This window comes from Nocardiopsis nanhaiensis (assembly GCF_054778635.1).
On record NZ_BAAGZJ010000006.1, the window covers coordinates 1 to 18909 of the forward strand.

Annotated in this window: 15 protein-coding genes; 5 read left to right on the top strand and 10 right to left on the bottom strand. The window is 69.3% G+C overall.

Annotated features, from left to right (window positions below; genetic code table 11):
• Positions 1 to 632: 632 nt before the first annotated feature.
• The 3 genes from ACYVD1_RS04135 to ACYVD1_RS04145 all read right to left on the bottom strand — a co-directional run bounded on the left by ACYVD1_RS04135 (position 633) and on the right by ACYVD1_RS04145 (position 4841).
• Positions 633 to 2018 carry a Gfo/Idh/MocA family protein gene (locus ACYVD1_RS04135; protein ID WP_460767945.1) on the bottom strand — a complete coding sequence of 462 codons (1386 nt, stop codon included), beginning with the start codon at positions 2016 to 2018 and terminating at the stop codon, positions 633 to 635.
• Positions 2019 to 2075: 57 nt separating this feature from the next.
• The gene (locus ACYVD1_RS04140) at positions 2076 to 2873 is read right to left on the bottom strand and encodes a DeoR/GlpR family DNA-binding transcription regulator (protein ID WP_460767948.1); all 798 of its coding nucleotides are present in this window, start codon (positions 2871 to 2873) and stop codon (positions 2076 to 2078) included.
• Positions 2874 to 3317: 444 nt separating this feature from the next.
• On the bottom strand, positions 3318 to 4841 hold the full coding sequence (locus tag ACYVD1_RS04145) for an SLC13 family permease (RefSeq protein WP_460767951.1): 1524 nt from the start codon (positions 4839 to 4841) through the stop codon (positions 3318 to 3320).
• 967 nt (positions 4842 to 5808) lie between these two features.
• Here ACYVD1_RS04145 and ACYVD1_RS04150 point away from each other — a divergent pair.
• A complete protein-coding gene (locus ACYVD1_RS04150; protein WP_460767954.1) occupies positions 5809 to 6447 on the top strand; it encodes a GyrI-like domain-containing protein in 639 nt (212 codons plus the stop codon).
• A gap of 39 nt (positions 6448 to 6486) precedes the next feature.
• On the opposite strand, the gene ACYVD1_RS04155 is transcribed toward ACYVD1_RS04150, so the two are convergent.
• Complete coding sequence (locus ACYVD1_RS04155) at positions 6487 to 8112, bottom strand: FAD-dependent monooxygenase (RefSeq protein ID WP_460767957.1); 1626 nt, start codon at positions 8110 to 8112, stop codon at positions 6487 to 6489.
• Between the two features lie 202 nt (positions 8113 to 8314).
• Between ACYVD1_RS04155 and ACYVD1_RS04160 the strand changes: the two genes are divergently transcribed.
• A complete protein-coding gene (locus ACYVD1_RS04160; protein ID WP_460767960.1) occupies positions 8315 to 9046 on the top strand; it encodes a GbsR/MarR family transcriptional regulator in 732 nt (243 codons plus the stop codon).
• 9 nt (positions 9047 to 9055) lie between these two features.
• Here the strand turns inward: ACYVD1_RS04160 and ACYVD1_RS04165 are convergent, their stop codons facing one another.
• From ACYVD1_RS04165 to ACYVD1_RS04185, 5 genes are all read right to left on the bottom strand, one after another.
• Positions 9056 to 9931, bottom strand: a complete 876-nt coding sequence (locus tag ACYVD1_RS04165; protein WP_460767963.1) for a shikimate dehydrogenase — start codon at positions 9929 to 9931, stop codon at positions 9056 to 9058.
• 50 nt (positions 9932 to 9981) lie between these two features.
• Complete coding sequence (locus ACYVD1_RS04170) at positions 9982 to 11880, bottom strand: TIM barrel protein (protein ID WP_460767966.1); 1899 nt, start codon at positions 11878 to 11880, stop codon at positions 9982 to 9984.
• 88 nt (positions 11881 to 11968) lie between these two features.
• Complete coding sequence (locus ACYVD1_RS04175) at positions 11969 to 12964, bottom strand: DctP family TRAP transporter solute-binding subunit (RefSeq protein WP_460767969.1); 996 nt, start codon at positions 12962 to 12964, stop codon at positions 11969 to 11971.
• Positions 12965 to 13032: 68 nt separating this feature from the next.
• Positions 13033 to 14307 (bottom strand): TRAP transporter large permease, encoded by a 1275-nt coding sequence (locus tag ACYVD1_RS04180; RefSeq protein WP_460767972.1) that lies wholly within the window; start codon positions 14305 to 14307, stop codon positions 13033 to 13035.
• Complete coding sequence (locus tag ACYVD1_RS04185) at positions 14304 to 14843, bottom strand: TRAP transporter small permease (RefSeq protein WP_460767975.1); 540 nt, start codon at positions 14841 to 14843, stop codon at positions 14304 to 14306. The genes ACYVD1_RS04180 and ACYVD1_RS04185 overlap by 4 nt, the downstream gene beginning before the upstream one ends.
• A 152-nt stretch (positions 14844 to 14995) precedes the next feature.
• Here ACYVD1_RS04185 and ACYVD1_RS04190 point away from each other — a divergent pair, with 152 nt between their 5' ends.
• Complete coding sequence (locus tag ACYVD1_RS04190; protein ID WP_460767978.1) at positions 14996 to 16021, top strand: LacI family DNA-binding transcriptional regulator; 1026 nt, start codon at positions 14996 to 14998, stop codon at positions 16019 to 16021.
• 60 nt (positions 16022 to 16081) lie between these two features.
• On the opposite strand, the gene ACYVD1_RS04195 is transcribed toward ACYVD1_RS04190, so the two are convergent.
• Positions 16082 to 16981 (bottom strand): Vgb family protein, encoded by a 900-nt coding sequence (locus ACYVD1_RS04195; protein ID WP_460767981.1) that lies wholly within the window; start codon positions 16979 to 16981, stop codon positions 16082 to 16084.
• Between the two features lie 235 nt (positions 16982 to 17216).
• Here ACYVD1_RS04195 and ACYVD1_RS04200 point away from each other — a divergent pair, with 235 nt between their 5' ends.
• Positions 17217 to 17624: a YciI family protein gene (locus ACYVD1_RS04200; RefSeq protein ID WP_460767984.1), complete on the top strand. Its 408-nt coding sequence runs from the start codon at positions 17217 to 17219 to the stop codon at positions 17622 to 17624.
• Positions 17625 to 17630: 6 nt separating this feature from the next.
• Positions 17631 to 18776 carry an RNA polymerase sigma factor gene (locus tag ACYVD1_RS04205; protein ID WP_460767987.1) on the top strand — a complete coding sequence of 382 codons (1146 nt, stop codon included), beginning with the start codon at positions 17631 to 17633 and terminating at the stop codon, positions 18774 to 18776.
• The last annotated feature ends 133 nt before the right edge of the window (positions 18777 to 18909 follow it).

Sequence of the window (18909 nt, forward strand, 5' to 3'; positions counted from 1 at the left end):
GGGGTAGCGTCGGGCACGTCGAGGTCTTTCGGATGGATGGCGTAGGAACCTCCATCGTCGGGAGACCTCGACGTCTATCTGCGGACCGACGCGCCCGGCCGACCTACACCTTCATCTGGGAAGAGCCTGCAAAAATGAGTGTTGAAAAGTAGGTAGAACGAGTCGGGTAAGGGGATCCTCACGAAATACCACGGGCCGGATCCACTGCCGCGAAGGTCTGGTCCGGCGGAGTCTGGAAGACACCGAATCCGAGGGCTGGCATCTCCACCCCGTTGTTCAGGGTGACGTGTGGAGTGCTCCAGCCCTCTCCCGCTAGGTCGCCGGTGACCTGCGGAGGAGTCCCTATCGAACCAGGTACTCGCGGTGGTCTCCTACCGGAACGGAGCGGGCGAGGTCGTGCGCGTCGAGGTCCCTACCAGTCCTGGCGCCTCGAGTACGGGTTCCACGCCGCAGTGGCGCATGTGGCCTTCGGTGCCGCACCGGGGCAGTCCGGACCGAGGAGGAGGCAACGCTGGACGCCCTTCCCGACACGGATGCCCTGGTCTGCGGCTTCGACGGCGTCGCCGCGACCGTGCCGCCCCGGCCTCCGCACTTCGTGGAGTGCGGGGCCAGCGGGCACGGTGCGGATCTGGTCAGTCCAACTCGGGGTCCTCGGGCTTTTCCCGTTCCAACCCCGGGCGGGCGTCCTTCCAGTGGCCTCGGGTGAAGTCGGGCACTCGCACGGTGCCGCCTCGCTTGAGGGAGAGCTCCGACAGCGGCACCACCGCGGACAGCGAAGCCGAATCGTAGACGTCGATGTCGGGAGTGAGCCCCAGACGCATCAGCTGGATGGTCCGCCACTGGAGGATGTAGTCCATTCCGCCGTGGCCCCCGCCCTCATCACCGATCTCCTTCCAGAGCCAGTGGTCGTACTCCTCGTAGGAGTCGTCGAAGTCTCGCCATTGGTGGTCGTCGTGGCCGAGGGACTCCAGGCAGATCCGCTGCGGGTCGCTCATCCACACCCCACGTGTCCCGGCGAGGGTGTTGGCCCGGGAATAGGGGTGCGGCGTGTTCACGTCGTGTTCGACCCGGATCATCCTCCCCAGGGCGGTGCTGACCAGACAGGTGTTGCGGTCCCCGGAGATGTAGTCGTCTTCCCAGGCGGGGTGGTCGGAGTCCAGGTTCTCCTCGCGGTACTCGGTCAGGGCCAGCGCGGGGGAGGAGAACGACACCAACTGGTCCAGGCGGTCACCCCGGTTGATGTCCATGGCGGCGGTGATCGGAGCCATGCCGTGCATCGGGTAGTGGCTCGCGTTCATCCTGGTCTGCCAAGCGCGGCGCCAGTCCTCCGGGTGGTAGGCGCCGTGGAACAGGTAGGGGTCGCGAAGGTCGTGGACATATCCGCCGGACCCGTGCAGTAGGTCCCCGAAGAGCCCTTCCTTGGCCATCATGAGGATACGGAGCTCCTCCTGGCCGTAGTTGACGTTCTCCATCAGCATGCAGTGCTTGCGGGTGCGCTCGGACGTGCGCACCAAGTCCCAGATGTCGTCCAGCGTGACGGCGATGGGCAGTTCCACCGCGGCGTGCATGCCGTTCTCCATCGCGTCCTTGGCCTGGGGGTGGTGCAGCTCCCAAGGCGTCGCGATGAAGCACAGGTCGACGTCCTCGCGCGCGGTCAGCTCCTTCCAGGCATCGGCGGAACCGGCATGGACCGCCGGGCGTTCGCCGCCTGCCGCCTCCGCGGCGTCGGCGGCGCTCTCGGCCCGGTCCTGTTCGAGGTCGCACACGGCGGTCGCACGGACCCCGTCGATCTCCAGGAACCGCTCGAACATGCCGGTGCCACGGTTGCCGAGCCCGATGATTCCGAGCCGGACCTCGTCGTGGGGTTCGAAGGGGACGTCGGTCATCGTGGACTCATTGTCGGCACGCGGGGGTGCGTCGTCGGCGGATGCGGGTTGGGCGGTGACCGCGAGACCGGTGGCGGCACCGGCCGCGGCTCCGGTCCGGAAGAGGTCGCGGCGGCTGGGGGGACGGATCACGGGGGGGGTCCTCCTTGGGGGCTCCGGCTCGATCTGCTCGTGGGGTTTCCGGTTCGGTCAGTCCAGGTAGGGGTGTTCCTGGTCCTTCACGGTGTGGACCGCGTAACCAGCGGCCTCCATGGCCTCTCGGGCACTGCGGGGTAGCCGGTCGTCGGTGATGACGGACTGGAAGATGTCGGCCTTCCCGATAATGCCGAAGGACCGTTGGTCGTATTTCGAGGAGTCCGCGACGACGGCAGCCCGGCCGGACCGCTGGGCCATGAGCCTGTTGATGCTGGCTTCGTTCTCGTTCACGGTTCCGGCGCCGATCTCCGCGGAGAAGGAGTTCACCCCGATGAACGACCTGTCCAGCCACAGGCTCTTCAGTATCAGTTCGGCGAACGTGCCGACGAGCTCGTAACTCTTGCTGTTCAGTCGGCCGCCGGTGACCAGAATCGATATTTCCGGGTGAACGGCCAGGCGCCTGGAGATCTCCACCGAATTCGTGACCACCGTCAACTCGCTGTGCAGGTCATCCCGCCTGCCAAGGGCATCGGCGATCGCGTAGGTCGTGGTGCCTCCGGAGAGGCCTATCGCTTGACCCGGTGCGAAAGTCGACAGCGCGTATTCGGCGATGAGCTCCTTCGACCGCCGGTGCTGCTGTGTTTCGCCGCGAAGCGCCAGAGAATAGGAAACGGATCGGCGCCGAGCGCCGCCGTGGCGGCGCTCGATCAGGTTGTCCGCAGCCAAGTGGTCGAGGTCGCGCCGTGCGGTCGCCTCTGAAACACCGAGGGTATTGACGATATCGGTGATGGATATCGTCCCCGATTCCTCGATGGTCTCGAGAATGTAGTAGATGCGCTGCTGACGGCTCATCGGCCTCTGCCCCGCGCCGTGAGCCGTGTCTGGAGTCGCCCGAGCATGTGGTGTCCGGTCATCGAAACCCCGCCAAACCCGCATCACCGTGATGCAGGCCATGAAGTTAACACCAGATTCATGCTTGGTCTAGGGGTGTTCCCGTCATTAATGTGAGCGGTTTGGCCGCCAGGCCAGTCGTCCTCGCGCACTGCGGGGAACTCGCTCCGCAGTAGGTGCAGGACGGACTGGATCAGCGTCACGTGCAGAAGGTCCGGCGCCGCTGAGCGTTCGCGCATGCTGGTGCCGCGTCAGCCAAGGTTCACCCCGTCGCGACGCTCAGCACGACACCTCGCTGCATTGGCGAAAAGCCCACTTAGGAACCACTAGGAGGACTCTCCGCCGCCTTGCGATGCACCATCCTGAACGCCGCTCCGTAACGGGCAAACCCCGACTGACGCGGCACTAGAACGGTGACTCGCCGAACACCAGCGGGACCAAAGTGCAGAGCACGCCCATCAGTACGGCGAGGCCGACGACGTTGAGCAGGAAACCCCCTCGGACCATGGCACGGATGGGAAGCTCGCCCGAGGCGAACGCAACTGCGTTCGAGGGAGTGGCTACGGGCAACATGAAGGCGCTGCTGATCGCAAAGGTCACCATGACCGTCATGAGCAGCGGACTCATTCCGACGCCGACGGCCACCGCACCCATGATGGGGAGGAAGGCGGCTGCCATGGCCGTGTTGCTGGTCAGCTCGGTGAGCAGGATGAGGAGTGCGGCAGCGGCCAGGAGAATGACGACCGGGTGCAGGTGGGAGAGCCCGCTGACCCCGGAGCCGATCCAGTCGCTCAGTCCCGTCTCGGTGAACTGGGCGGAGAGTGTGAGTCCACCGCCGAAGAGTAGAAGCACACCCCAGGGGACTTCACGGGTCGCGGACCAGTCCAGAAGTGCTTCACCGTTGCCGCGGGAGCTCGGGATCGCGAACAACACGGCTGCGGCGAGGATCGCGATGCTCGTGTCGTCGAGCCTGCCCAGCAGAGGCACAGCTTGGGCCGCGGCCGGGATCGCCGCGATCAGCGGGAGAACGAGCCAGCAGAACACCGCGCTCCCGAAGACGTAGATCACGCGTCGTTCCTCGACGGTGACCCTGCCGAGCTTCGCCAGCTCCTCCTGGATCAGGCTGCGTCCGCCTGGGATTTCCGCGACCTCGGAACGGAAGACGATCTTGGTCAGCACGACCCAGATCAGCAGCAGCATGATCGCGGCGAAAGGCACACCGACCAGCATCCACTGCCCGAACCCGATGGTGATGTCGTGGCCTTCTTGGAGGTAGGCACGCATCATCGCCATCGGCGGCTGACCGATGAGCGTCGCCGCGGACCCCACAGTCACCGCGTAAGCGATACCGAGTAGAACCGCCGCGGTGAACTTCGGTGTCGCGTACTCCTCGCCGAGTGAACGGACCAGGCTGAGAATGGCAGCGCCGATGGGCACCATGATCACCGCCGTGGCGGTGTTGCTGACCCACATCGAAAGGAACGCGCTGGCCAGCATCAGGCCGAACACGATCTGGCTCGGTTTGGTGCCGACCATGAGCACGGTCACCAACGCGATCCTCCGGTGCAGGTTCCACCGCTGCGTCGCGAGGCCGAGCAGAACCCCGCCGAGTACGAGGAAGATCACCTCGTTGGCGTAGGGAGCGGCTGCCGGACCGATCTCGGCGACGCCGAACAGCGGGAAGAGCACGAGCGGAAGCATCGATGTCACCGGGATCGGGATCGCCTCCGTGACCCACCAGGTCGCCATCAGTCCTGCGATGGCAGCCACAGCCCTGGCCTCCAGTGCGAGACCGCTGGGTAGTGCCAAGAAGAGTGCCGTCGCCACCGCTGGCCCGAAAACGAGTAGCGCGGCCCGCTTCAACGGTGAGGCGGCCGCCCCCGTCCCTTTACCGGCCGCCGAAGTGGGTGGCGCACTGCTGGACGTCATACTTGCCGAACCTTTCGTGGGACTGGGCGCCAGCTGGTCTGGGCCTCCTAGCTGTCAGGGACGCCCTCGAGCAAGCGATTGGTCCGAATGCTGCGCGGAGTCGCGACTTCTTCGTCGCCCGCACTCGCGCTCAGAGGGGAAAGTGGTGGGTTCCCGTGGTTTCTTGCCGGGACCTACGTGTCCTGCTCACAGCATCTGTGCACGCTATGCGTACAATTCGAACGCTGTGCGTCACATGCGAGAGTGCACCAGCTCACAAGTAACGTCAAGCCTTCGGGCGTGAAAAGTTGCGGTTACGTGCTTGTCTGCGTCGATCGTCCGCCGGCGGGAGGGGATAGGCCGGGTTGCTGGTGCGCGATGGAGCCTGGGGCGTGTGCCGGGGCCGCTGCTAGTCGGCCTTGCCAACCTGCCCCTGCTCTCAGAGCCGGAGTACGCGCGGGCTCAGCGGAGCTGCCTGGTAGGGATTGATCCGGTTCTTGGCGGCGCAGATTCGTCCTGCAGGGGGATAGCCTCCCTCGCCCGGAAATGTCACATCCCCCGGCTACGGTCCGATCCAGGACTAGCGGGAGGTGTGTTGTGCGGTGTGGAACACCGACGGGGCCACCTCCGAGGGCGGATTGTTCGACCGCACCTTCCCCACCCGCACGGAGGCCGAACGCGAGCGCCGCCTGCTCCGTTGCGCGAGCATGGCGGAGCCTGCCAGTAGGGGAGGGAGACCTATGGGTTGCCGTGTCGCAGAAGCAGGAACCAGCTGTCGCAGGGATTCGGTCAGCGCCACCAGACTCCGGTCTGGTCGGAATCTCTCTCGTTTGAGGTAGTGGGGGAAGTCAAGCCCGTATCGTCGCGGTACGGTCGGCGCGGCAGGTGCAGGCACCCTGTCCGCTACCGGTACGTGAGGTGTCCCCGTACCCACTGAGCCTCCTAGAGGCGGAAAGGCAGTGGCTCGCGTCCCGAGCCCAGGTGCCCGATGGCCGACAACACCGCCAAGACCGACTTCAAGAAGACCCTCGACGCCTACCGGGCGCGACGGGGCCGGTTCCGGATCGTGGACGTGCCCGACATGCGGTACCAGATGGTCGACGGGCACGGCGACCCCAACCGTTCGCCGGCCTTCACCGGTGCCGTTCAGGCGCTCTACCCGGTGGCGTACAAGCTGAAGTTCGCCAGCAAGCGGGACCTCGGGCTCGACTACGTCGTTCCGCCCTTGGAAGGCCTGTGGTGGGCCGAAGACATGGACTCTTTCACCACCGAGCGCGACAAGTCCCGGTGGTCCTGGACCCTGATGCTCATGGTCCCGGACTGGATCGAGGCGGGCATGGTCGACGCCGCCGTCGAGCAGGCGGGCGCGAAGAACCGGCCGACGCGCCTCGACGACGTCCGCCTGGAGAACCTGTCCGAGGGGCGGTGCGTGCAGACGCTGCACGTCGGCTCCTTCGACGACGAAGCCCCTGTCCTGGCGCGGTTGCACCACGAGTTCGTCCCCGAGAACGGCCTGCGCATGGTCGGCAGGCACCACGAGGTCTACTTCAGCGACTTCCGCAAGACCGCACCCGAGAAGCTGCGCACCCTCCTCAGGCAACCGGTCACCGAGGCATCCGAGCGGTAGGGCCCACAGCGGTCCGGGGCTCCACACGGTCGATCTTGGTCAAGCAGTCGTGTGGGGGCCGGGGTGCACGCCGGAACGGCCGAGGGCTCGGCGGGCGGCGGGGGCCAGCCCTTCGGAGGCGGTGCGGGCCCAGGCCACGTGGCGGTCCGGCCGGACCAGGATCCACCCCTGCCGCGCGCCGAGCAGCCCGCGCAGGGTTCCGGAGGGGTCACGGTAACCGCCCGGGCCGACGTGCAGGACCGGCAGCCCCTCGGTCTCCGCGAGCCGGGCGGTATTCCCGGTCGGCACTTCTTGGTCGTCGAGGTGCAGGAGCGCGGCTCCGGCGGGCAGTGCGCCGTGCAACCGGAGGCGCTCACCCTCCGCTCCGCGGAGTTCGGGGTCGGGCAGCCGCACCCCGGCAGCGCGTTCGGCCGGGTCCAGCAGCGGTGAGGCGGCGTACCCGCGGTCGAGCATGGCGAGGCTGCGCAGGCTCCGGTTGCGTGCTGCGGGCACGGCCAGCGCGAGCCGCATCACCGCCAACATCGCGGAGCGCACGGCCCGGGGTGCCTGGACCCCCAGCCGCGCGCGGCGCTCGACGTACCGGGAGACGGCGCCCACGGCGTGACGGCGCTCCTCGTCGTAGGAGGCGAGCAGGGGCTCGGCGTCCCCGCCGTTCAGCGCGGCGGCGAGCTTCCACGCGAGGTTGTGCGCGTCCTGGATCCCGGCGTTCATGCCCTGGCCCATGACCGGCGGGAAGACGTGGGCCGCGTCCCCGGCGAGCAGGACCCGCCCCACGCGGTAGCGCGGCGCGGAGCGCCGCTGGAACTGGAAGCGGCTAGCCCAGATCACCGGTGCGGGGCCCGGACCCAGCACTTCGCGTACCCAGCCGTCCACCTCCTGCTCGGTGACGTCCCCGTCCCCGGTCTCGGCCCGTGTGCGGCCGCCCTTCGCCGTCCTGCCCGGGGAGGTTCCCTGCGACTCCACCCTGACCAGGCGCCAGTGCCCGGGTGCCAAGCGCTGCGCCCCGGTGAAGCCCCGCGCCCCGTTGTGGTTGCGCGGCCACGGCAGGCTGTCGCGCTCGTCCGCCACATGCACGTCGGCGAGCGTGGCCCGCACCGGCAGAGTGGCGCCGTCGAAGGAGAGCCCGAGGGAGGCGCGGACCATGCTGCCCGCCCCGTCGCAGCCCACTGCGTAGCGTGCGTGCACGACGCTGCTCACCCCCTCACCGGTGTAGGTGACGGCGGTGCTGTCCGTTTCGGGTTCCACCGAGGTGACGTCGGCGCCGAAGCGAATGTCGCAGTACCCGGTGGCCCGCAGCGCTTCGAGGAGCAGGCGCTCGGTACTGCCCTGTTCCAGGAAGAGGATCCCGGGCCGTTCGGCCTCCCCGGCCAGTCGGGTGAAGTCGAACTCCAGCATTCGGCGCCCGGAGGCCGTGTACACCGGCATCGTCTCCAAGAGGGTTCCGGCCTCCCGAAGGACGTGTTCCACCCCCCACTGCCGCAGGATCTCGCGGGTACGCAGGTGCAGGGCAGGGGCCTTGGAGCGCTCGCTGGTCGTCCGCTCGCGTTCCAGCAGCACCGAGCGGACCCCGTGCCGGGCCAGGCCCAGCGCCAGGCTCAGGCCGACCGGGCCCGCTCCGATGATCACTACGGGGACTGTCTGCGGCTCTTGGCTGTGAAGGGTCATGTCCTGAACGCTAGGATCTATTTCCTTATCCGTGAACACTCTGCCAACGGTGAGTCCGAGCCATAGGAAAGCGAAACCGGCATCAAGTCCGAATGAGAGCGGCATACTAGAGTTGTGCCACCTGTTGCGCGCGGCAGAGCATTGCAATGACTATCGTCTGTCATCCATACTCATTGCAATGGACCCTCGAGGGAGGTGCCGTATGCCGGGAGCAAGGCTGACCGGGAGGGAGCGCGAACGCATCGCGGCCGGTCTACGCGGTCGAGAAGGCTATGCCGCCATCGCGCGGGATATCGGCCGACCTACCTCCACCGTCAGCCGGGAGGTGGCGCGCAACGGCGGGCGCGCGGGCTATGCGCCCGATCGCGCGCAGCAGGAAACGCACCGGCGTGCCCGCAGGGGACGGAACGATCTCCACCGGTCCGCACACGCCACTCCGCGGACCGCCCCGGCCGACACAGAGACCGACACGGGACGGGTGCGCGAGTTCGCCGAGGGCTTCGCGGGCGTCATCATGCTCTCCGGTACACCGCGCATGCCCGCCCGCGTCCTCGCGCACCTGCTGGTCACCGACGCCGGGGCCCTGAACGCGCACGAGCTGTGCGTGAGACTCGCGGTGAGCCCCGGAGCGGTCTCCAAAGCGGTGCGCTTCCTGGAGGCCTTCTCCCTCGTCCGGCGGGAACGGTTGCCGGGCCAGCGGCGGGAACTCTACCGGTTCAGCGGGGACTGGGCGGAGACGTTCGCCCGGCGCGAGGAGCTCTTCTCCCCCTGGGAGGACGGAGCCCGGCGCGGTGCGCACCTGCTGGGTCCGGGGACCCCCGCCGGGGCGCGGATGGCCGAACTCGCCCACTTCATGCGGGTCGTGCGCGGCACCATCGTCCAGGTGGGTGAACGCTGGCGCCGCGCACGGCACCACAAGGCACCTCAGGGATAGCCGCCCGGTCTACCCGAGCGAGCCGAAGTGGGCCACCATGCGGTCGTGGTCCGGTGCGAGACCCGTGATGAGCTCGAACGCCTGGGCCGCCTGGAACACCGCCATGCCGCCGCCGCTCAGGGTCGCGCAGCCGATCCGCTCCGCCTCGGTGAGGAGCTCGGTGCGCAGCGGACGGTAGACGATGTCCGCCACCCACAAGGACGGGCGCAGGTGTTCGGCCGCCACCGGCATCCCCGGGTGGTGGGCCATCCCGATCGGGGTCGCGTTGACCAGTCCGTCCGCGCCCGCGATGAGCTCGGCCACCTCAGTGGTGGAGGAGGCGCGGCAGCGCTGTCCGGGGAAGCGCGCCTCCAGGTCCCGGGCCAGGGCGGTGGCGCGCTCTCCGTCCACGTCCGCGATCACCAGCTCGCGCACCTTCGAGGACAGCAGAGCGTGGGCGACGGCCGCACCGGCCCCGCCCGCGCCCAGCTGGACCACGCGGTCCCTGCCCGCACCGGGCAGGCCGAGTTCGAGTGAGCGGGCGAAGGCCGACCAGTCCGTGTTGTGCCCGACGGCGGTGCGGCCGTCGAACACCACCGTGTTCACCGCCCCCAGGGCCGCGGCGTCCGGGGTGAGGTCGTCCAAGTAGGGCAGGACGAGCTGTTTGCAGGGGTGGGTGATGTTGAGCCCGTCGAACCCGTAGTGCGGCGCCGAGCGCACGAGTTCGCCCACGGCCTCCGGCGGCAGGTTCAACACGTCGATGTCGATCCTGCGGTACACCAACCGCCGCCCCAGTTCGGCCGCCTCCCTCTCGTGCATGGGCGGCGTCAGGGAGGGGCCGATGCCCGAACCGATCAGCCCCACCAGGAACGAGGCCCTCTCGTCCCCGCCCGTCGAAGTGCCCATGGTCGTACCGTTTCCCCTGCTGGTCGTCGTGGCGTTCCCCGTACTGATCGTCATGCGGTGCGCCCCGCCCGGTGCGCCGCCATGCGGACCGGGGTGTTGACGGCCCCGTAGCCCTCGTATCCGCCGATCCGCTGTACGACCTCGAAGAACAGGCGGCCCTCCAGCAGCGGCGAATAGAGGTGCAGGAACTCGCCCGCCGTGTCCCTGTCGTGGAGGATCCCCAGTCCCCGCAGCTGTTCGCACCGTGCCGGGGACAGGTCCGTCCTGGCGGCGAGGTCGGCGTAGTAGTTGTCGGTGACGCGCAGCGGCGGCTCACCGGCGGCGACCATGGCCTCGGCCACCGCGACGATGTCGTCGCAGCTCAGCGCGATGTGCTGAGCCCCTCCGGCGGCGTCCGCCTGGTACCCGCGGCCGAGCACCGACACGTTCAGCGCGATCCGCGGACCGCTCGCGGGCTCCTCGCGGGTCAGCACCCGGCTGCGTACCAGGCCGTCGGGCGAGGCCAGGTCCGTGCTCTCCGACGGGTGGAGGCCGAACAGCGCTTGGTAGAACAGGGACGCCTCGTCGAAGTGGTCGAAGGGCTGGTGGAGCCCGACGTGGTCGATGCCCGTGACGGGGGTCGCCGTGCCCTCGCGGGCGTTCTCCACCGCCGGGGCGGAGAAATCCTCGGACCAGGTCATCTCTTCGGAGGAGCCAGCCGGGCACAGGAAGACGGCGGTCCCGTCCGGGGCGGCGACGGCGCGCAGCTTGGCTTCGGAGGGGTCGCGCCTGCGCGGCAGGGGAGGGGCGGACAGCTGTTCGGCCCGCGCCGCGGCGCGCTCCGGTTCGGCGACGCGGATCCCCAGCGCGGTAACGGCGGCGTCGTCACTCCAGGTGTGTCCGAGGTGCGGGTCGGCGGCGTTGAGGAGGATCCGCGTCCGGCCGTGCTCCCACAGTTCCACGGGTTTGGAGCGGTGGTCGCGGGTGTGCGCGAAGCCCAGGGCGGCCAGGACCGCGCGGGTACGCCGCGCGGCGGGTTCGGCCGCGGCGACCTCGACGAACCCGAAACCCTCGGTGTGCGTCGGGTCGGGCAGCCGGTTGAGCGCCACGGAATCGGAACCCGGGGTCCCGGCGCTACCGGACTCGGCGGGCTCCCGGAGCCGGGCCACGGAGTCCTCCAAGGCCGTCAGGGAGCGTAGGGCGTCCGCGGCGGTCCGGTCGGGGTCGGACGCCCGGAAGATGTCGTTGAACACCTCCAGGGAGAGGGGCCCTTCGTAGCCGGCCGCGATCACGTGGTCGGTGAACGCGGTCAGGTCGAATCCGCCCTGACCGGGGAAGCAGCGGTGGTGGCGGCTCCACTGGAGGACGTTCATGTCCATCCGCGGCGCGTCGGCCAGCTGGAGGAAGAAGATCCGGTCACCGGGGATGTCGCGGATCCCGGCGGGGTCGTCGCCCCGGGACAGGATGTGGAAGCTGTCCAGGCACACTCCGAGGGAGGAGTGGTCAGCCTCGGCGACGAGCTTCCACGAGTGCCCGTAGGTCGAGACGTGGCGCCCCCAGGCCAGGGCTTCGTAGGCGATTCGCACCCCGTACGGCTCGGCGGCCTCCGCGAGGGCGCGGAGCTGGGCGGCCGCCAGCCCGTCGTCGTCGACCGCCGCAGCGGTGGCGTTGGAGCAGACCAGGACGGTGTCCACACCGAGATCGACCATGAGGGAGAACTTGGCCTCGGCCCGGCGGAGGTTGGCGGCCAGGCGTGCGTCGTCGACCCCCTCGAAGTCCCGGAAGGGCTGGTAGAGGTCGATGCTCAGCCCGAGCTCCTCGGTCAGCGCGCGGATCTCGCGCGGTGCCATGGGTGAGGCGATGAGGTCGTTCTCAAAGATCTCCACACCGTCGAAGCCGACCCGGGCGGCCGCTCTCAGTTTCTCTTCCAGGGTTCCGCTGAGCGAAACCGTGGCGATGGATCGCCGCATGTCCTTCAAACTCCGATTCCGTTCGTGGGCGCGCGTACGGGGACGCCGCCAGGGGAGCGCGGTGGCCCTCGCCACCGCGCCGGCTGGTCTACTCGGCCTCGCGGAAGGCCTCGAAGAGCTCCAGCTCCTCGCCCTCGAGGGTGTCGAGGAAGTGGGCGTGGGACTGGTCGCGGAAGGCGTCCACGTCCACGTCCTCGACGACCTCCATGGCGCCGGAGGCCTCCCACTCGGTGAGGACCTCCTCCTCCGCTTCCTCCATGCAGGCGCGGTTCTCCTCGCGGACGTCGCTGACCGCCTCCTGCAGCACCTCCTGCTGCGCCTCGGAGAGCTGCTCCCAGGTCTGCCCGGAGACCACGATCATCTGCGAGCCGACCTGGTGCCCGGTGAGGCTGACGTGGGACTGCACCTCGGTGTAGTTGTCGGCGTCGATGGTCGCGATCGGGTTCTCCTGGCCGTCGACGGTTCCCTGCTGGAGGGCCATGTAGACCTCCTCGAAGGCGACCGTGGTGGGGCTCGCGCCCATCGCGTCGGCGTTGGCGAGGGAGATGGGCGAGTCCGGGAAGCGCATGCGCAGGCCGGAGAGGTCGCCCGGGTCGGTGATCGGCTCGTTGGCGGTGAAGTGGCGGTCGCCGAAGTACCAGATGTCGAGGATCTTGGTGTCGGTGGCCTCCTCGAAGTCCTCCTTGACGTCCTCGGAAGCTTCCGAGTCGAAGAACGAGAACATGTGGTCGGCGTCGTCGAAGGCGTAGGCGGCGTCGAAGACCCCGATCGGCTCGTAGGCCGAGCCCAGGGCGGCCGACCCCTGAACGTCCATGTCGATGTCGCCGGACATCACCGAGGCGAAGGTCTCGGTGTTGTCGCCGAGCTGGCTGTTGGGGAAGGTGTCGACGGAGAAGCCGGCGTCAGAGTCCTCCACCTGGTCGGCGACGAGGTCGATGCCGCAGCGGGTGTGCGGGTGGTCGTCGGTGTAGCTGTTGGAGAAGGTCAGGGTGGGACCGTCGCTGTCGTCGCCGCCAGAGCCGCAGGCGGTGAGGACGAGAGCGGCGGCCGGGACGAGTGCCGCGATGCGGATTCCGGTGTTCATGTTGGGACCTTCCTTGGGGGATGGTGCGCGGGTGGGGTGTGGCTGGAGGCCCGGGTGTCCGGGCGCGGCTACAGGCCGAGGTATCCGGGGAGGAAGAGGACGAGGTCGGGGGCGAGGATCAGCAGTAGGAGCACCACCACCAGGGGGATCATGAACGGCGTGGTGCCGCGGAACACCTCGTGCATCGGTGTCCGTGTCGCCGAACCCAGGACGAAGAGCACCCCGCCCAAGGGCGGTGTGAGCAGGCCGAGCATCAGAGTGATGATGGTGATCACACCGAAGTGCACCGGGTCGATCCCGAACTGCAGTGCGATGGGCAGCAGGACCGGGACGGTGATGACCAGGGCGGCGATCGGCTCGAGGACCGTGCCGACGAGGATGAGTGCCAGGCTCACCAGGAGCAGGAGTACCACCGGGCTTTCGGTGAAGCCCAAGAGGAACGAGGCGATGTCCTGCGGCACCCGCTCCCGGGCGAGGACCCAGCCGAGCAGTCCCGATGCGGCCAGGATGATGGCGATCGACGCGGCTGTGGTTGCGGTCTCGAGCGCGATGCGCCACAAGGAGCGCAGGGTGAGGCGGCGGTAGCAGAAGCCAAGGACCGTCACATAGGCGACTCCGACCGCGGCTGCTTCCGTGGGGGTGAAGAACCCGCTGAGGATGCCGCCGAGGAGGACTACGGGTGCCCCCAACGGCCCGATGACGCGCAGCGCCGCGGTGCGGAACGCGCCCGGAGCGGCCTTGCGCCCAGCAAGCTGGGGCTGTCGGCGGCTCCAGATGAAGACGTACAGCGCGAGGCCGCCCGCAATGAGGAGCGCGGGCACCACCGCAGCGGCGAACAGGGCCGCCGTGGACACGGCGGCAACTGAGGCGTACACGATCGCGGGGATGCTCGGTGGCATCACCGGGCTGATGAGGCTGGAGGAGGCGGTCAGGCCCAGGGCGAACCTGCGCGGGTAGCCGCGGCTCGTCATGGCCGGGACGAGCATCTTGCCCATACCAGCCACGTCGGCCAGGGCGGTGCCGCTGATCCAGGAGAAACCGACGCTCACCCCGATGTTCACGTAACCCAGGCTCGCCCGGACCCGGCCGAACAGCACCTGGGCGAAGGCGAAGATGCGGTCCGCGATGCCCGTGTGGTTGGCGACGACACCAAGCAGGATGAACAGCGGGACGGCGAGCAGGGGGAAGCTGTTGACCTCCTGCGCGGCGGTGCGCAGGCTCAGACCCGTCGACTGGTCGGTCACGACCATGTAGAGCAGGGTCGGTCCCAGGATCGCGAAGGCGACGGGCACACGCAGCAGGAGCAGGACGAGGATGCCGGTGACGACCAGGGCGGCGCTCATTCGACACGCTCCTCAGGGCGGGATTCCAGGGCCGGGGGTTCGGGCAGGAGCGTGTTCGCGAGGGCGCGCAGCGCTGCCAGCGACAGTCCGACCATGGGGATGACGTAGGTCCAGGACATGGGGATGTTCATGGCGGGTGTGGTCTGCGGGGAACCGCCGAAGACGAGCTCGGCGGACTCGACCACGAAGCCGATCGACACCGCGGCGATGACGAGGTTGGCCAGGATCCAGACGGCGCGCAGGACCCAGCCGCTGGCGATGTGGTCGACGAGCTTCAGGGTGATGTGATCGTCGCGGCCGACCAGGTATCCGGCCAGGGAGAAGGCCAGCCACACCAGGCCGAACCTGGCGAGCTCGCCGGTCCAGACCCACCCGTCGACCGGCAGGTGCCGCTGGGTGGCCTGGACGAGCATGGGGACGAAGATCACCGCCAGCAGCAGGCCGCCCGTGGTGAGTTCGGCTTTCTCCAGCCAGCGGATCAACGCCGGTTTGGCGGGCGGCGGCCCGGTGTCGTGCGGGTCGGGGGCCTTGCTCATCCCAGTCGGCTCCAGTCGGCAGGACACGGCTTTTCGCTGATCAGCGGCCGTGTGTGTGACGTGCATCAAACTTTCGTGAACTCTAGATTTCCGGCCCATGACATGGCAAGCGATTGCCAAAAGTTGTCATCCGAGGGTAGAAATGGGCCGAGATGAACACTCCCAAGCGCACGACCATCTACGACGTCGCCACCGAAGCGGGTGTGGCGGCCTCGACGGTCTCCCGAACCTTCAGCAACCCCCGCCGGGTGAACGCCACCACCCGGGAACACGTGCTGCGCGTCGCCGAACAGCTCGGATACCGCCCGAACCCGCTCGCCACCGCCCTGCAGTCCGGGCACAAGGCGACCATCGCCCTCCTGGTCCCCGACATCACGAACCCGCACTTCTTCGGCACCATCCGCGGGGCCGAGCGGCGCGCCAGCGAGGCCGGGGTCACCTTCATCCTCAGCAACACGGAGGAGTCGTCGGCCAACGAGCGCAACCAGATCGAGCGGCTGGACCACTCGGTGGACGGTTTCGTACTGGCCGCCAGCCGCATGAGCGACGACACCACCGTCGATGTCGCCCAGAACCACAACCTCGCCCTGGTGAACCGGCAGGTCGACGGCCTCCCCGGCGTGGTGGTCGACAGCGGGCCGGGGAGCTGGCAGATCGTCGAACACCTGGCGTCACTGGGGCACCGGTCGATCGTCTACCTCTCCGGGCCCCAGCAGTCCTGGCTGGCCAGCGAGCGCTGGAAGGCGCTGAAGGGCGCCGCGCAGGAGCGGGGAATCGCCGCCACCCGGCTCGGCCCGTTCCCACCCAAGGTCAGCGGGGGCGGGGCCGCGGCCGACGCGGCCCTGGTCTCCGGGGCGACCGCCATAGTGGCCCACAACGACCTGCTCGCCATCGGCGTCCTGCGCCGGCTCGCCGAACGGGGTGTCGGCGTGCCCGGACGGGTCAGCGTGGTCGGCTACGACGACATCTTCGGCGCGGACCTGTGCGTACCCACCCTGACCACCCTCGGGGGGCCGGAGGACGAGGCGGGCAGGGTGGCGGTCGAACTCCTGCTGCGCAAGGGCTCGCTGTCCACCGCGCACCCGGCGCCCCAGCGAGTGGTCCTCCCCTCCCACCTGGTCATCCGCGACTCCACGGGCCCGGCTCCCGAACCTCCGGCGAACTCCGGCGGGAGCTGACCCGGGCACGCGGGGCCAGGATTCCCGGGCCTGCGGCCTCCTGGTCCCTACAGCCCTTGGTCACGGCTCCAGGGAGACGACGCTCCCGGACTGCATGGCCACCCAGACGACCCCGTCGTCGGTGAGTGTGATCCCGTGGGGTTCGCTGGCGTGCGCGGGCAGGTCGAACAGGTCGATGCTGCCCTCCGCCGTGATGTGACCGACCCGGTTCGCGCCCCACTCGGTGAACCAGCATCCGCCCGCCGGGTCGGCGGCGATCGCGTGGGGGTGCGCGTCACGGTCCGGGAGGGGGAATTCTCGGATGTCACCGTCGGCGGTGATGCGGCCGACCTGCCCCGCGTGGATCTCCACGAACCACACCGCGCCGTCCGTCGCGGCGGTGACGCCGACGGGGCCCGCCTCAGGGGTCGGCAGCGGATGGACGGTGACCTGCCCGTCGAGGGTCACGCGGCCGATGGCGTTGGCCTGGTTGAGGGTGACGTAGAGGCCCGCATCCGGTCCCGGGCTGATGAACGAGGGGAACGCGCCTCGTGTCGGTAGCGGGAATTCGGTGACCTCGCCGTCCGCGGTGATGCGCGCGACGCGGTCGGTGTTCATCTCGGTGCACCACAGGGCCCCGTCGGGCCCGACCGTGATCCCGAAGGGCGTGCTGTCCGCGTTCGGCAGCGCGAAGGAGTCCGCCTGGCCGTCGAGGGTGATGCGCCCGATCCGGTTGTCCCGCATGCGGGTGAACCAGAGCGCCCCGTCGGGGCCCGCGGTGATGATCGAAGGGCCGCACGTGCCCGAGTCCAACGAGTACAGGGCCGCGGAACCGTCGCGGGTCAGGTGGGCGATCCGGCCGTCGTGGACCAGGGTGGTCCACAGGGAACCGTCAGGTCCGGCGGCGATGCCGTAGGGGCCCGAGCCGGGATCGGGCAGCGGGTGTTCGCGGACGGACCGGGGCCGGACGTGCTGTGTCAACGCAGTTCTCCGTTCGCGAGGTGGCCCAGGGGCTGGAAGCGATGGCCATCGTGTGCTCCGCGCACGCCATCGTGCTGGTGTTGCACGGTCCCCGCAACCGGTTTTCCGTATCGCTCCGTGCGGTCACAGGCACTGGACACGGACCCATGCCCGCGGACGTCGAGAACGCGTGGTGGGCTCCGTCCCAGGGTGAACGCGACCACAATGGGTCGTACCAGAACCGAGGAGAACCGTCATGGCCAAGTACCTGCTGCTCAAGCACTACCGCGGCGCCCCGGCCCCGGGCAACGACGTGCCCATGGACCAGTGGACGCCCAAGGAGATCTCGGACCACGTCCAGTTCATGCAGGACTTCGCGGACCGGCTCGAGGAGACCGGAGAGTACGTCGACAGCCAGGCGCTCGCCCCCGAAGGGCAGTTCGTCCGGTACGGCGGCGAAGGCCGCCCGCCGGTCACCGACGGCCCCTTGGCCGAGACCAAGGACCTCATCGCCGGGTGGATGGTGATCGACGTCGACAGCTACAAGCGCGCTCTCGAGCTGGCCGGAGAGCTGTCGGCAGCCCCCGGCGCGGGCGGGGAACCGCTCTACGAGTGGCTCGAGCTGCGCCCGTTCCTGTCCGAGCCGCCCACCATCACGGAATGACCTGAGATGGACGACGTCCTGCTCCGGAGCCTCACACCGGGCGTGCTCGGCATCCTCGTCCGCCGCGGCGCAGATTTCGCGGCGGCCGAGGACGCCGTGCAGGACGCGCTGGTGGAGGCGGTCCGGACCTGGCCGGGCGACCCGCCGAGGGCCCCCAAAGGCTGGCTGATCACCGTGGCCTGGCGCCGGTTCCTCGACGCGGCCCGCGCCGAGACCGCCCGCCGCCGACGAGAGGACCTCGTCGAGGAGGAGCCGGAGCCCGGGCCCGCCACCGCGCTGGACGACACGCTCCAGCTCTACTTCCTGTGTGCCCACCCGTCGCTGACACCGTCCTCCGCGGTCGCGCTCACACTGCGCGCCGTCGGCGGGCTGACCACCCGCCAGATCGCCCATGCCTACCTGGTGCCCGAAGCGACCATGGCGCAGCGCATCAGCCGGGCCAAACGCACTGTCTCCGGTGTGCGGTTCGACCGGCCCGGCGACGTCGCCACCGTCCTGCGCGTCCTCTACCTGGTCTTCAACGAGGGCTACTCCGGCGACGTCGACCTCGCAGCCGAGGCCATCCGGCTCACCCGGAAGCTCGCGGCCGTGATCGACCACCCCGAGGTGGCGGGACTGCTCGCCCTCATGCTCCTGCACCACGCACGGCGCGACGCCCGGACCGCGCCCGACGGCAGCCTGGTGCCGCTCGCCGAGCAGGACCGCCGCCAGTGGGACACCGGGTCGATCGCCGAGGGCGTCGGCATCCTGCAGGCGGCCCTGGCCCGCGACCGGCTGGGCGAGTTCCAGGCCCAGGCCGCTCTCGCGGCGCTCCACGCAGACGCCCCCACCGCCGAGGAGACCGACTGGGTTCAGATCGTCGAGTGGTACGACGAACTCGCGCGCCTGACCGACAGCCCGATCGTCCGCCTCAACCGCGCTGTGGCCGTGGGCGAGGCCGACGGCCCTCGTGCCGGACTGGCCGCGCTCGGGGAACTGGACGAAGCACTGCCCCGCTACGCGGCGGTGGCGGCCCACCTGCACGAGCGCGACGGCGACCTGGCGACGGCGGCACGGCTGTACTCCGAGGCGGCCCGGAAGGCCCCCAACCTCGCCGAGCGCGACCACCTGACCCGCCGGGCCGCCCGGCTCAACACACGCCGAGGCCGTTGACGGCGACGGGACGGGAGGGTTCCGGTGCCCGGACGCCGACCCGCGGACTCCGAGGGCTCACCACTTCCAGGACGTGTCGAGGCAGGCCCCGTTGATGCCCTGGCCGCAACCCGGGCGCTCGACCGTTCCCGGA

What these genes read in the sequence shown, in the direction of transcription:
- ACYVD1_RS04140 (WP_460767948.1), bottom strand. Translation starts at nt 2,873, where the DNA reads ATGAGCCGTCAGCAGCGCATCTACTACATTCTCGAGACCATCGAGGAA.
- ACYVD1_RS04145 (WP_460767951.1), bottom strand. Translation starts at nt 4,841, where the DNA reads ATGACGTCCAGCAGTGCGCCACCCACTTCGGCGGCCGGTAAAGGGACG.
- ACYVD1_RS04150 (WP_460767954.1), top strand. Translation starts at nt 5,809, where the DNA reads ATGGCCGACAACACCGCCAAGACCGACTTCAAGAAGACCCTCGACGCC.
- ACYVD1_RS04155 (WP_460767957.1), bottom strand. Translation starts at nt 8,112, where the DNA reads ATGACCCTTCACAGCCAAGAGCCGCAGACAGTCCCCGTAGTGATCATC.
- ACYVD1_RS04160 (WP_460767960.1), top strand. Translation starts at nt 8,315, where the DNA reads ATGCCGGGAGCAAGGCTGACCGGGAGGGAGCGCGAACGCATCGCGGCC.
- ACYVD1_RS04165 (WP_460767963.1), bottom strand. Translation starts at nt 9,931, where the DNA reads ATGGGCACTTCGACGGGCGGGGACGAGAGGGCCTCGTTCCTGGTGGGG.
- ACYVD1_RS04170 (WP_460767966.1), bottom strand. Translation starts at nt 11,880, where the DNA reads ATGCGGCGATCCATCGCCACGGTTTCGCTCAGCGGAACCCTGGAAGAG.
- ACYVD1_RS04175 (WP_460767969.1), bottom strand. Translation starts at nt 12,964, where the DNA reads ATGAACACCGGAATCCGCATCGCGGCACTCGTCCCGGCCGCCGCTCTC.
- ACYVD1_RS04180 (WP_460767972.1), bottom strand. Translation starts at nt 14,307, where the DNA reads ATGAGCGCCGCCCTGGTCGTCACCGGCATCCTCGTCCTGCTCCTGCTG.
- ACYVD1_RS04185 (WP_460767975.1), bottom strand. Translation starts at nt 14,843, where the DNA reads ATGAGCAAGGCCCCCGACCCGCACGACACCGGGCCGCCGCCCGCCAAA.
- ACYVD1_RS04190 (WP_460767978.1), top strand. Translation starts at nt 14,996, where the DNA reads ATGAACACTCCCAAGCGCACGACCATCTACGACGTCGCCACCGAAGCG.
- ACYVD1_RS04200 (WP_460767984.1), top strand. Translation starts at nt 17,217, where the DNA reads ATGGCCAAGTACCTGCTGCTCAAGCACTACCGCGGCGCCCCGGCCCCG.
- ACYVD1_RS04205 (WP_460767987.1), top strand. Translation starts at nt 17,631, where the DNA reads ATGGACGACGTCCTGCTCCGGAGCCTCACACCGGGCGTGCTCGGCATC.